Source organism: Jilunia laotingensis, from assembly GCF_014385165.1.
GTDB lineage: Bacteria > Bacteroidota > Bacteroidia > Bacteroidales > Bacteroidaceae > Bacteroides > Bacteroides laotingensis.
The window spans coordinates 1,454,871-1,467,382 of record NZ_JACRTF010000001.1 but is presented as its reverse complement, the minus strand read 5'-3'; the positions used below and the strand labels follow the sequence as shown (position 1 = coordinate 1,467,382).

The following is a 12,512-nucleotide window of genomic DNA, read 5'->3' as shown; positions in this document are numbered from 1 at the left end:
TTTGATGGTTTTCCACGCAAATAATTAGAAGGAATATTCCTTATGTGGGAGCAGCTTTTGTATGTTGCGGTGCTACAGTTTCCTGGGCAGTAGAGTGGTAAACGGAAGTACTACAGTTCCTCCCACAATTAGCATAGCTGTAGGAAGGGCTGTAACAGGATCGGCTGTAAATGGTGTTTTATATTTATTTAGATTATGAAGATTCATGAAGATATAAAAGAGATAATGTCCTATTTAATACCTGGGGTTATTGGTAGCGTACTTGCGGGTGCAAACTTTTGGATTTCACTTTCAGTAGGGGTGGGAATAATGATGATTATATATCCTATTATAAAATACTGGAGAAAGAGAAAGGATAAAAACAGGAAGGAAAAGAAAGAATAGGGAATATGATGTGATATTGATGCCAGTATCCAAATGTAATCAAAATATTGAATTCATTTAAAGAAGTATGTTTTCGTACTTTAGTCCTTTCGAGCAAGCGCTTCTGTAAGGGGTTGAATGCAGAAAAAGAGACTTTTTAGTCCCGATTTAAATTTTATCGTTTGAAATAAAAAGAGTGTTCATATATCATTGATAATGAATATTGTAAGTCACTAGGCTTAAGAGTCGGCCTGCAACTATTTTTCTTTTGGTGAATTTAATTTGCTATTGAATAACTTACTAGAAAATGCATGTGTAAAATTAGCAAAAAGTAGTAGTGAGTATGAGGCATGAACAGCCAACATGTACAGTGGGGTAACAACTACCCTCTGAATGGTATTGGCAGGAATAGAAATTAAAAGAAGTTAAACGCCATGTAGTAGATAAAAATGGTTTTCTAATCATGGTAGCTATTATTTGTGTGCATGATAGTGAAGCAGCTTATTTATTAGCAAGATCTCTCAAAGAACTTTGTTACAACATTAAATTATATTAGCAGATGCGAGGGGTTGTGGAGAAATAGCAGAATGGTGAACGTAATATTCATTGGAATGCTTTTGAATAAAATTTAAACAGACTTAAGGATAAAATTAAGATAATGTTTTTTGTTTAACTAATTAGATTCAAATTATTATGAAGATGATTAAATTTGACTTTTTTAAAAGATTATCATTGGTATTATTTGTATTACCAATATGTTTCTTATCTTGTCAGGAAGACTTTTTAAAGGAACAAGCGAATGAACATGTTATTATTCCGGATGATCTAGTAGATAATAATCTGCAATTAAAAAGTGAGTTTGCTAAAGCTCTGGCTATTGTATTGGATGAGCATCAGGAAGCGAGAAGCTTTATTAAAAACGAAGCTTTGAAGAAATTTGACCACGATTATGATGTACTTTATGATTTAATAAAGGATGAAAAGCTCAACTGTGGCCTTACTCTTGAAGAAATGCTTTCAAAACATATGAGTGCCGAAAAGCTAACACAGGTCAAGGAACAAATTCCTACATTGACGATCTTTGTTCCTGAATTGCCGGAGAATTCATTTTCAGCCGAAATATGGGAAACTGATAATGACGCTCCATTTGTTGGAGTTAGGGTAAGATATGACAACAATGTTCCTATGTACGATGCGATGGGAAATAAAACAATATTACCTGCAGATAGGATACCTACATATCCAGTACTTATTATAAAGGAAAATGAAAGGGTGGTGGCAAGTAACGAGGCTTCTTCGTTAGGGATCATGTCCCGGTCAATTGGTGGCCAGAAGTTTGCATTCATTGATTCTGTATTTGATAATGTGTCACAACGTATTTATCAGGGAACACTTGTCACTACAACAGATAATATAACTGGTGTCTATGAAAAGACTACGACAGATAGTAGAGGAAATGTTCACAAAACAGTAGTACCGGAATCTCTTAGGAAAATATTGGATGCATATGATGTTTATAACGGTCGAAACGGTTGGCAAAGAGATTATATCTACTATAATTTAACTCCGACAAGAACGCAAGGCCCATTTCATTATAATATTAAAGAATGTATAATGGCTTTTGAGATGGTTGGAAACGCTGATGCTTGCTTAGCGAAAATATCTGATCAAGATGGTGATCCAAGGAGAAATGGAAATAATATTTATGGTAGTAGGAGAGGAGGAGGAACTTATTGGACTGATGGTGAGTTTGAATTTAAAGTTAAAGTTTATGTAGGAAATAAAAATTCATTTGGAACTGAGTTGATCAGTTATTTTAGAGTAAATCCTACTCATCTCTTTGCATTAAAATATATAAGAGATAGAAATAACTCTCAAAATATGGTAATAACGGGTGTTAACAACATTAGGGCCTATTTAGAAACCCCATTACCATTATTTGAATGGGATCTAGAGACTTATAGTGCAAATGTTAAAATTGCAATAGAAGAAGTTGATGCTACTGAAGTGGTGAAGCAAGCCATAGAAACAACTTCTGAATTTGCAACTAATTTTAGTTTCTCTTCCACTTTTGGTGCAAAAGTGAAAACTGGCTTGCAATTTGGTGCAAGTAATAAAGAAACGAGGAAAACGACCTATGAATGTTCTACAACTTATGGGAATGATGAATTAGGTGAAACTATAATAAATTTTGCTGATGATGTAATAATTAATAGGGAAATTTTTGGAAAACCTAATTATGATGGTGATACACCACGGACTACTGTTGGTGAAACTTCTTCGAATATTATTGAAGGTACCCTTGATTTTAATGGGAAATATCAAACTGGTTGGTATAAAATATTTATTGCTCCAGTTAAAATGAATTAAATTAATTTTGTCAATGTTAATATGTGTTTTGGGTCACATTTAATTAGTGCATTATAGTATCTTATTATTCACTAAATGGGCCAAAGACAACTGTCAAAGTCACTTTCTTCTCACCGGAAGGATAACTATAGGCAGTTGTCTTTTTATAATGATTGCTTTCAATTATTATTGTAAAAGGCTTATCAATATTGTCTAAATGTATCGTGTTTTTTCCTTTTTCGTAGAGAGTGATACTCTGATCTGGATATAAAACTTTTCCCTCTTTTACCAATTCCCCCTTCTGAAATGTATAATCAATGAGTTCTGTAGAATATTTTCCATAATAAATGAATAATTTGGATTTTAAATCAGGAATTTGAATATTCAAATTATCTTTAGTTTTATAGTAAACGCTAACCTCAACAATGCCATTTTCATATTGCTTTAACAATTCATTGGTTTCTTTATTGCAAGATATACATAAAAAACATATCAAAGTAAATAATAGTTGTTTCATGGTTGGAGTAATTAATGTTCAGATTAACAAAGGTATAAAAATATTTTTGATTGCAATCTATTTCCTTGTTTTGTTTAAGATTTCATCATAAAATATTCAAGAAAACGGTCTTTATCTATTGAAATTTGTACAATTATAAAAAGCAATTTCAAGATTTTATATCCAAAAGCAATAAAACAAGTTCCATGATATCAATATCCGTTCTTGCTTTTGTTCAGTTTTAGCACATACTTTTTCTCGTAAGTTACTCAATAACAAATCAAATTATATTTCATGCAAAGCATTTTTTCTTTTATTTTCTTGTTGGTTCGAGATTTTCTTGGTAACTTACCACCCTGTTTCTTCTAAATCCGTCCAAATGCATTATTATTATAATCTTGATAACTCAAAGTATTCATTTTCAGGGAAAGAGGAACATCCTTTTTATTTCAAACGATAAAATTTAGACAAGGATTTAAAGTGGACTCCATTAAATATTTATACAGATGAAGAAATTAGATAAAAATGTTGTTAAGGAGCTGATACTTATTTGGCTGGCTACTACATTCCTTCTTCTTTTAGATTGGAATAAGAATCCGGATCATTGGGTAATCTTTATAGGTCCTTCTATTGCAGTAATTCTTTTATATCCTCTTTATGTATACAGAAGGAAAAGGAAGAAAAGGTGAAATTCAATTTCAGTTTGAAAAAGAATACAATCTTATTAAAAGAAAATACAGGCAAAATCGGGGAATAAAAGCCTGTATTTAAGATGAAAAAAGGGCAGCTTCACAGCTCCCCTTAATTTTTTTAACCTAAACCTTAACTATGAAAAAATCATCTAATGTTTCTTTCATTGCACAAAAGTGTGAAATAAAATTTAATGGAGCAAGATATAAGGTAGAAAATGTTTGCTTTATTAACATTAATTATATTTATAAGGTCGAGTTATTAACCTAAAACGTTATTTTTGTTTCAGTTTATCAGTTATTGACCACGAAGTCTTATCTTTGTACCGCAAATAATCTGCAAAATATTAATTGATTGAATTATGAATGAATTGACGGGAGCGGACTTTAAATCCGCAACTGCTGACGACAACAAAAAGTTGTTTATTGAGACGTATGGTTGCCAGATGAACGTGGCGGACAGTGAAGTGATTGCCTCTGTGATGCAGATGGCAGGGTATTCCGTAGCCAATTCTTTGGAAGAGGCGGACGCGGTGTTCATGAATACTTGTTCTATCCGTGATAATGCGGAACAGAAGATTCTGAACCGGTTGGAATTCTTCCATTCGTTAAAGAAAAAGAAGAAGCACCTGATCGTAGGCGTATTGGGCTGTATGGCGGAACGCGTGAAAGATGATTTGATTGAGAACCATCATGTGGACTTGGTAGTAGGTCCGGATGCGTATCTTACCCTCCCGGAACTGATCGCCTCGGTAGAAGCGGGGGAAAAAGCCATCAATGTCGATCTTTCTACGACCGAGACTTATCGCGATGTCATTCCTTCGCGTATTTGTGGCAATCACATTTCGGGCTTCGTGTCCATCATGCGCGGATGTAATAATTTCTGCACGTATTGCATTGTCCCTTATACTCGTGGACGCGAGCGCAGCAGGGATGTGGAGAGCATCCTTAATGAAGTTGCCGATTTGGTGACTAAAGGTTATAAGGAAATCACTCTGCTGGGACAGAATGTGAATTCTTACCGTTTTGAAAAGGAGAATGGCGAAGTGATTACCTTCCCGATGTTACTGCGGACGGTGGCCGAAGCAGCTCCGGAGGTGAGAATCCGTTTTACTACTTCCCATCCGAAGGATATGAGCGATGAGACATTGGAAGTGATAGCTCAAGTGCCTAATGTGTGCAAGCATATCCATCTGCCTGTGCAAAGTGGTAGTTCACGTATCTTGAAATTGATGAACCGTAAGTATACCCGTGAATGGTACCTGGAGCGTGTAGCTGCTATCAAACGCATTATTCCCGAATGCGGATTGACTACCGATATCTTCTCCGGTTTCCATTCCGAAACGGAAGAAGACCATCAGGAATCGCTTTCATTGATGGAGGCATGTGGATATGACGCTGCTTTCATGTTTAAATATTCCGAACGCCCCGGTACGTATGCATCCAAACATTTAGAGGACAATGTGCCCGAAGAAGTGAAAGTGCGGCGTCTCAACGAGATTATCGCTTTACAGAACCGGTTGTCGGCCGAGTCGAATGCACGCTGTATCGGAAAGACGTATGAGGTGCTTGTGGAAGGTGTTTCCAAACGTTCCCGGGAGCAGCTCTTCGGGCGTACCGAGCAAAACCGGGTAGTAGTATTTAATCGCGGGACTCACAAAATAGGCGATTTTGTGAATGTCCGGATCACGGAAGCCAGTTCGGCGACCCTGAAAGGAGAAGAAGTGATGATATAAAAGTAAACGTACACATTAAACACATACATGAAACACGACCTTTTGACGAAATCGTCCCGTATAGAAGTGGTAGATGCTTTACGGGGCTTTGCCGTATTGGCTATTATGTTGTTGCACAACATCGAGCATTTTAATTTTTATAATTTCCCCCCGGCCTCATCTGCCTTTATGCAGGCGCTTGATAAAGGGATATGGGAAACACTGTTTTTCCTTTTTTCGGGGAAGGCGTATGCTATCTTTTCTTTACTGTTTGGTTTCAGTTTCTTTATTCAATATAATAACCAGTTGCAGAGAGGGAAAGATTTCCGCTTGCGTTTTCTTTGGCGGTTGTTACTGCTCTTTTTCATCGGTTGTTTCAACGGGGCGTTTTTCCCGGGGGATATTCTGGTTCTTTATTCTATCATCGGTGTGGTGTTGGTGCTTACTTGTAAATGGAGTGACCGGTTGGTGCTGATTGCGGCTGTTGTCCTGATGCTCCAACCTTTGGAGTTGGGTAAGTTTTTCTATGCGATGATGAACCCCGATTATGTGCCACCCGTAGGAGTGTGGCGCATGCATAGCGCACGTATGTATCCCTATCTTGCGCAGTCCGATTTTTGGGCTATGGTAAAATCTAATCTGTGGGACGGGCAGCTGTTCAGCTTGTTGTGGGCATGGGATTACGGTCGGTTCTTTCAGACTGCCTCGCTTTTCCTGTTGGGGATGCTGATCGGTAGGAAACGTTTATTTGTGAATTTGTCGGGGCATCGCGTGTTTTGGTACAGGACATTGTTAATCGGAGCCATCTGTTTTGTTCCACTCTATGTCCTAACCACATCTTTGCCGGAACTACTTCCTAATAAAGCGATGTTTACCCCGATGAATACGGTGGTTTCTTCTTTTCGTAACTTCTCCTTTATGTGTGTGTTGGTATCTTCCTTCGTTCTTTTGTGGCAATCTGTAGCGGTGCATAAAGTATTGCATGGTTTGGTGCCTTATGGGAAAATGAGCTTGACCAACTATCTGATGCAATCCATTATCGGTTCGTTCATCTATTTCGGTTATGGTTTGTCTTTGTACAACGTTCTGGGTACGACAGCGAGCTTCGGTGTTGCCATCCTTCTGTTCGTTCTTCAGTTGGGATTCTGCCATTGGTGGCTGAAGAGATTTAAACAAGGACCGTTTGAAGGAGTTTGGCGTAAGGCGACGTGGATTTTTTCATGAAAATTCAATAAACTTGTTGGTATGCTTTTGCTTTAGTTGAAAGCTCTCCGGATATTATAATCGTGCTTAAAATAATTGAGTGATATAATTGACTGTTTGTGTGTTCTTTGTTTCATTTGATTCTATTAAAAGAACTTAACGAAACACCCTTACATCACTTTTTATTTGTTTCTTTGCACCAAATTCGGGTGAAGTGCGGCTTTGTGACTCAAGTCGATGCTTAATTTAGGTGCAAAATCAATGAATAAACTTACTATAAATGCTTGTCCGCTGTGCGGTGGCACGCACTTGAAGCGTGTTATGACTTGTACGGATTTCTATGCATCGGGCGAACAGTTCGACCTGCTTTCTTGCGAAGATTGCGGATTTACTTTCACCCAAGGGGTGCCTGTCGAAGCAGAAATAGGACGTTATTATGAAACTCCCGATTATATTTCCCATTCCGATACGAAAAAAGGTGCCATGAACACTATTTACCATCAGGTGCGTAAGTACATGTTGGGCAAAAAAGCACGTTTGGTGGTCAAAGAATCTCACCGTAAACAAGGGAGACTGCTTGATATCGGGACGGGTACCGGTTACTTTGCCGAAGCAATGGATCAACGCGGTTGGGAAGTCGAAGCGATCGAAAAGAATGCACAAGCCCGTCTGTTTGCCAAAGAGCATTTCGGGCTGGATGTAAAAGAAGAGGGTGCTTTATACGAATTCGAACCGGGATCATTCGATGTCATAACTTTGTGGCATGTCATGGAACACTTGGAACACCTGAATGAAGTTTGGGATAAACTCTATGAGCTTCTCACCAACAGAGGCGTGCTGATTGTGGCGGTGCCTAACTGCTCTTCTTATGATGCTCTGAAATATGGTGAATATTGGGCTGCATACGATGTACCCCGTCATCTGTGGCATTTCACACCGGCTACTATCCAACAACTGGCTTCCAAACACGGGTTTATCATGGCGGCACGGCATCCCATGCCTTTTGATGCTTTCTATGTATCGATGTTGAGCGAGAAGCACCGTGGAAGCGCGTTCGCCTTTCTGAAAGGCATGTGGACGGGGACAAAAGGATGGTTCAGCGCACTGGGCAAGAAAGAGAGAAGCAGTTCAATGATTTACGTATTCAGAAAAAAACGCTGATGAAGAACAAGGTTAAAAATCATTCGGTATCCTATTTCGACATGCAATTTGTCACGTCGAGCATCAGCACCACCTTGGTGTTGTTGTTGCTCGGATTGGTCGTGTTCTTTGTCTTGGGAGCGCACAATCTTTCCATTTATGTACGTGAAAACATCAATTTCTCCGTGTTGATCAGTGATGACATGAAAGAGTCGGATATACTGAAACTACAGAAGAAGCTTGATAAAGAACCGTTTGTCAAAGAGACCGAGTATATTTCAAAAAAGCAGGCATTGAAAGAGCAGACGGAAGCTATGGGGACGGACCCGGAGGAATTCCTCGGCTACAATCCTTTTACTGCATCCATCGAAATAAAACTACATTCCGACTATGCCAATTCGGACAGCATAGCCAAGATAGAAAAGATGATCAAAAAGAACACCAACATACAGGACGTGCTTTACCAGCGCGAACTGATCGATTTGGTGAACGAGAACATCCGTAATATCAGCCTTGTGCTACTGGCGTTGGCAGTAGTGTTGGCATTGATTTCCTTTGCACTGATTAATAACACGATACGTCTGGCTATTTATTCCAAACGATTCCTCATCCATACCATGAAACTGGTAGGTGCCAGTTGGAGTTTCATCCGGAGGCCATTTCTTCGCAGGAATATATGGAGTGGGATATTGGCGGGAATTCTAGCAGATGCCATCCTGATGGGAGCGGCATATTGGCTGGTGTCTTACGAACCTGAACTGATCCGGGTGATTACTCCCGAAGTGATGTTGCTGGTATCCGGTTCCGTATTGCTGTTCGGTGTCTTAATCACGTTCATGTGCGCATATCTTTCTATCAACAGGTATTTGAAGATGAAAGCGAGTACACTTTATTATATATAGAGAAATAGTTAACGTACCTGCGGCTTGTGCAGTCCGAGGAAAAGCATGGCCACCGGGAATAAACAATTAAAATAGCATTATGGCTGATAAACAGAAATTTGCCTTTGACAAAACTAACTTCATTCTGCTGGCTATCGGAATGGCGGTAGTGATCATAGGCTTTATCCTTATGACAGGGCCTTCATCGACGGAGACCACTTTTGAACCGGATATTTTTAGCGTGCGTAGAATCAGGGTAGCACCGGTGGTTTGCTTCCTGGGTTTCATTTTTATGATATACGCTGTGCTGCGTAAACCTAAAACCAAAACAGAAGAGTAAGGATGGAATGGTTTGAAGCACTTATCCTCGGTCTCGTTCAGGGGCTGACGGAGTATTTACCTGTGAGCAGTAGCGGCCATCTGGCCATCGGATCAGCCTTATTCGGCATACAGGGAGAAGAGAATCTGGCATTTACGATCGTGGTTCATGTGGCTACGGTATTTAGTACGCTTGTCATACTGTGGAAAGAGATCGACTGGATTTTCCGTGGATTGTTTAAATGGGAGATGAACAGTGAGACGAAATATGTGATCAATATCCTTGTTTCTATGATTCCTATCGGAATTGTAGGCGTTTTCTTTAAAGATTATGTAGAAGAGATTTTTGGTTCGGGACTGTTGATTGTCGGTTTTTGCTTGTTGCTGACGGCTGCTTTGCTTGCTTTCTCTTACTATGCGAAACCGCGTCAGAAGGAGAACATTTCGATGAAAGATGCGTTCATTATCGGTCTTGCACAGGCATGTGCCGTGCTTCCGGGGCTTTCACGTTCGGGTAGTACGATTGCGACCGGACTTCTGTTGGGAGACAACAAAACGAAGCTGGCACAATTCTCTTTCCTGATGGTGATACCTCCCATTTTGGGAGAAGCCTTGCTGGATGGCATGAAGATGATGAAAGGAGAAGCTGTTACGGGAGACATCCCTACCCTCTCGTTGGTGATCGGTTTCTTGGCCGCCTTTGTGTCGGGGTGTCTGGCTTGCAAGTGGATGATTAATATCGTGAAGAAAGGCAAGCTGATCTACTTTGCTATCTACTGTGCCATTGTGGGTACGGTGACAATAGTATGCAGCTTGTTGAATTAAGTAGTAAACTTAATCGTTAATATTTTGAATTTTAAAGAAGGAGAAGTACTCTATTTTAATAAACCTCTCGGTTGGACATCGTTCAAAGTGGTGGGGCATGCACGCTACCACATTTGCCGGAGGATGAAAGTGAAGAAACTGAAAGTAGGCCATGCCGGTACGCTCGATCCTCTGGCTACGGGAGTCATGATTGTCTGTACGGGGAAGGCTACAAAGCGGATAGAAGAGTTCCAATATCATACCAAAGAGTATATTGCCACCGTACAACTGGGGGCTACCACTCCGTCTTACGACTTGGAACATGAGATAGACGCCACGTATCCTACCGAACATATTACCCGTGAGAAGGTGGAAGAGGCGTTGAAACGGTTCTTGGGCGAGATTCATCAGATTCCGCCCGTATTCTCTGCTTGCAAGGTGGACGGCAAACGTGCCTACGACTTGGCCCGTAAGGGGGAAGAGGTGGAACTGAAACCGAAGTTGCTCGTCATCGATGAGATAGAACTATTGGAATGCGACTTGGAACGGATGGAGATAAAAATCCGTGTGGTCTGTAGCAAAGGCACCTATATCCGTGCGTTGGCCCGGGATATCGGTGAAGCGCTCCAAAGCGGAGCCCATCTGACAGGATTGATCCGGACGAGGGTGGGAGAAGTGAAGCTGGAAGATTGCCTCGACCCGATGCAGTTTGCTGCCTGGATGGATGAGCAGGAGATAGAAATAACAGAAGATAATTAACGTAATAAGAAGAATAGATATGAAACTGTCACAATTTAAATTTAAGTTGCCTGAGGACAAAATTGCTTTGCACCCGACGAAGTACAGAGATGAATCGCGTTTAATGGTACTCCACCGTAAAACAGGTCAGATTGAACACAAGATGTTTAAAGACGTCTTGAATTATTTTGATGATAAGGATGTGTTTATTTTCAACGATACGAAGGTTTTTCCTGCCCGCTTGTACGGGAACAAGGAAAAGACTGGGGCTCGTATCGAAGTATTCTTGTTGCGGGAGCTGAACGAGGAGCTTCGTCTTTGGGACGTGCTTGTCGATCCGGCTCGTAAAATCCGTATCGGAAACAAGCTCTATTTTGGTGATGACGACTCGATGGTTGCCGAGGTAATCGACAATACCACTTCGCGTGGTCGTACCTTGCGTTTCCTTTACGACGGACCTCATGACGAATTTAAAAAGGCACTTTATGCTTTGGGTGAGACTCCGCTGCCTCATTCCATTATCAACCGTCCGGTTGAAGAGGAAGATGCGGAACGTTTCCAGTCTATCTTTGCCCGCAACGAGGGAGCCGTGACCGCACCTACCGCCAGTCTTCACTTCAGCCGCGAGTTGATGAAGCGCATGGAGATCAAAGGGATCGACTTTGCTTATATCACTTTGCATGCCGGTTTGGGAAACTTCCGCGATATCGACGTGGAGGATTTGACGAAGCATAAGATGGACTCTGAACAGATGTTTGTAGGTGAAGAGGCTGTACGGACAGTGAACCGGGCTAAAGACCTTGGCAAAAACGTCTGCGCTGTGGGTACTACGGTGATGCGTGCCATTGAAAGCACGGTGAGTACGGACGGACACCTGAAGGAATTCGAAGGCTGGACGAATAAGTTCATCTTCCCTCCCTATGAATTTACAGTTGCCAATGCGATGATTTCCAACTTCCACATGCCGCTGTCTACCCTGTTGATGATCGTTGCCGCCTTCGGAGGTTATGATCAGGTGATGGACGCTTACCACGTGGCGATGAAGGAGGGCTATCGCTTCGGTACGTATGGTGATGCCATGCTGATTTTAGACTAAAGTAGTTAATTCACGATTGCTAAGTAAATAATGAACGTATATCTGGGCCTTGGTACCAATTTAGGTGACAAAGAGCAGAACCTGCGGATGGCCGTAGAGAAAATCGGAGAGCGGATAGGGAAAATCGTTTCCCTTTCCGCTTTTTATGTGACCGAGCCTTGGGGATTCTCTTCCGGAAACAGCTTCCTGAACGCTGTCGTCTGTGCCGATACAAAGCTGCCTCCCCTACAGCTTCTCAATGAGACGCAAGCAATAGAAAGGGAATTGGGAAGAACTCATAAATCGGTAAACGGGCAGTATTCCGACCGTCTGATCGATATCGATATTCTTTTGTATGGAGAGGAAGTGATAAAGACAGCGGAGCTTGTCCTCCCCCACCCTTTAATGACTGAAAGACGCTTTGTGATGGAACCGTTGGTTGAAATTGCACCGGATCTTATTCATCCCGTGTTTCATAAAACAATGAGTGAACTGTTAGACAGGTAAACGTTAAAAGCAACGAATAAGATAGGTTGTAATTATTACAATCGTGCCTCATTCCTATCATGGAACTGCTTTATCACCGATACAGCCATACTTTAACACCGATACAGTAGCTCTTTAATGCCGATAAAGCAGGACTTTAAAGGTAATAAAGCAACGCTTTAAAGGCAATAAAGCAATACTTTATACTACCATAAAGCACCGTAAAGTTATGTAGGCGATGGATGATAAGATTAA

At 40.8% G+C, this 12,512-nt stretch carries 12 protein-coding genes; 11 read left to right on the top strand and 1 reads right to left on the bottom strand.

Annotation, left to right across the window (positions count from 1 at the left end):
• The first annotated feature begins 195 nt into the window (after positions 1-195).
• Positions 196-384, top strand: a complete 189-nt coding sequence (locus H8744_RS05640) for a hypothetical protein (RefSeq protein WP_262433907.1) — start codon at positions 196-198, stop codon at positions 382-384.
• A 672-nt stretch (positions 385-1,056) separates the two neighbouring features.
• Positions 1,057-2,733 carry a hypothetical protein gene (locus H8744_RS05635; protein ID WP_262433906.1) on the top strand — a complete coding sequence of 559 codons (1,677 nt, stop codon included), beginning with the start codon at positions 1,057-1,059 and terminating at the stop codon, positions 2,731-2,733.
• Positions 2,734-2,797: 64 nt separating this feature from the next.
• On the opposite strand, the gene H8744_RS05630 is transcribed toward H8744_RS05635, so the two are convergent.
• A complete protein-coding gene (locus tag H8744_RS05630; RefSeq protein WP_262433905.1) occupies positions 2,798-3,229 on the bottom strand; it encodes a hypothetical protein in 432 nt (143 codons plus the stop codon).
• Positions 3,230-4,259: 1,030 nt separating this feature from the next.
• On the opposite strand from H8744_RS05630, the gene miaB reads away from it, so the two are divergent.
• From miaB to folK, 9 genes are all read left to right on the top strand, one after another.
• On the top strand, positions 4,260-5,633 hold the full coding sequence (gene miaB / locus H8744_RS05625; protein ID WP_262433904.1) for a tRNA (N6-isopentenyl adenosine(37)-C2)-methylthiotransferase MiaB: 1,374 nt from the start codon (positions 4,260-4,262) through the stop codon (positions 5,631-5,633).
• A gap of 27 nt (positions 5,634-5,660) precedes the next feature.
• A complete protein-coding gene (locus H8744_RS05620) occupies positions 5,661-6,836 on the top strand; it encodes a DUF418 domain-containing protein (RefSeq protein ID WP_262433903.1) in 1,176 nt (391 codons plus the stop codon).
• Positions 6,837-7,076: 240 nt separating this feature from the next.
• Positions 7,077-7,976 carry a class I SAM-dependent methyltransferase gene (locus H8744_RS05615; protein ID WP_262433902.1) on the top strand — a complete coding sequence of 300 codons (900 nt, stop codon included), beginning with the start codon at positions 7,077-7,079 and terminating at the stop codon, positions 7,974-7,976.
• On the top strand, positions 7,976-8,857 hold the full coding sequence (locus tag H8744_RS05610) for a cell division protein FtsX (protein WP_262433901.1): 882 nt from the start codon (positions 7,976-7,978) through the stop codon (positions 8,855-8,857). Before H8744_RS05615 ends, H8744_RS05610 begins: the two co-directional genes overlap by 1 nt.
• Before the next feature lie 79 nt (positions 8,858-8,936).
• A complete protein-coding gene (locus tag H8744_RS05605) occupies positions 8,937-9,176 on the top strand; it encodes a DUF3098 domain-containing protein (protein ID WP_262433900.1) in 240 nt (79 codons plus the stop codon).
• A 2-nt stretch (positions 9,177-9,178) separates the two neighbouring features.
• A complete protein-coding gene (locus tag H8744_RS05600; protein WP_262433899.1) occupies positions 9,179-9,979 on the top strand; it encodes an undecaprenyl-diphosphate phosphatase in 801 nt (266 codons plus the stop codon).
• A gap of 24 nt (positions 9,980-10,003) precedes the next feature.
• Positions 10,004-10,717 carry a tRNA pseudouridine(55) synthase TruB gene (gene truB, locus H8744_RS05595; protein WP_262433898.1) on the top strand — a complete coding sequence of 238 codons (714 nt, stop codon included), beginning with the start codon at positions 10,004-10,006 and terminating at the stop codon, positions 10,715-10,717.
• Positions 10,718-10,736: 19 nt separating this feature from the next.
• The gene (gene queA, locus H8744_RS05590; protein ID WP_262433897.1) at positions 10,737-11,792 is read left to right on the top strand and encodes a tRNA preQ1(34) S-adenosylmethionine ribosyltransferase-isomerase QueA; all 1,056 of its coding nucleotides are present in this window, start codon (positions 10,737-10,739) and stop codon (positions 11,790-11,792) included.
• Positions 11,793-11,819: 27 nt separating this feature from the next.
• Complete coding sequence (folK, locus tag H8744_RS05585; RefSeq protein ID WP_369411054.1) at positions 11,820-12,278, top strand: 2-amino-4-hydroxy-6-hydroxymethyldihydropteridine diphosphokinase; 459 nt, start codon at positions 11,820-11,822, stop codon at positions 12,276-12,278.
• Positions 12,279-12,512 lie beyond the last annotated feature (234 nt).

Excerpts from the sequence above, each read along its gene's own strand:
- H8744_RS05635 (WP_262433906.1), top strand. The coding sequence starts at position 1,057 with ATGAAGATGATTAAATTTGACTTTTTTAAAAGATTATCATTGGTATTA.
- H8744_RS05620 (WP_262433903.1), top strand. The coding sequence starts at position 5,661 with ATGAAACACGACCTTTTGACGAAATCGTCCCGTATAGAAGTGGTAGAT.
- H8744_RS05610 (WP_262433901.1), top strand. The coding sequence starts at position 7,976 with ATGAAGAACAAGGTTAAAAATCATTCGGTATCCTATTTCGACATGCAA.
- queA (WP_262433897.1), top strand. The coding sequence starts at position 10,737 with ATGAAACTGTCACAATTTAAATTTAAGTTGCCTGAGGACAAAATTGCT.
- H8744_RS05615 (WP_262433902.1), top strand. The coding sequence starts at position 7,077 with ATGAATAAACTTACTATAAATGCTTGTCCGCTGTGCGGTGGCACGCAC.
- H8744_RS05640 (WP_262433907.1), top strand. The coding sequence starts at position 196 with ATGAAGATTCATGAAGATATAAAAGAGATAATGTCCTATTTAATACCT.
- H8744_RS05605 (WP_262433900.1), top strand. The coding sequence starts at position 8,937 with ATGGCTGATAAACAGAAATTTGCCTTTGACAAAACTAACTTCATTCTG.
- H8744_RS05600 (WP_262433899.1), top strand. The coding sequence starts at position 9,179 with ATGGAATGGTTTGAAGCACTTATCCTCGGTCTCGTTCAGGGGCTGACG.
- miaB (WP_262433904.1), top strand. The coding sequence starts at position 4,260 with ATGAATGAATTGACGGGAGCGGACTTTAAATCCGCAACTGCTGACGAC.
- H8744_RS05630 (WP_262433905.1), bottom strand. The coding sequence starts at position 3,229 with ATGAAACAACTATTATTTACTTTGATATGTTTTTTATGTATATCTTGC.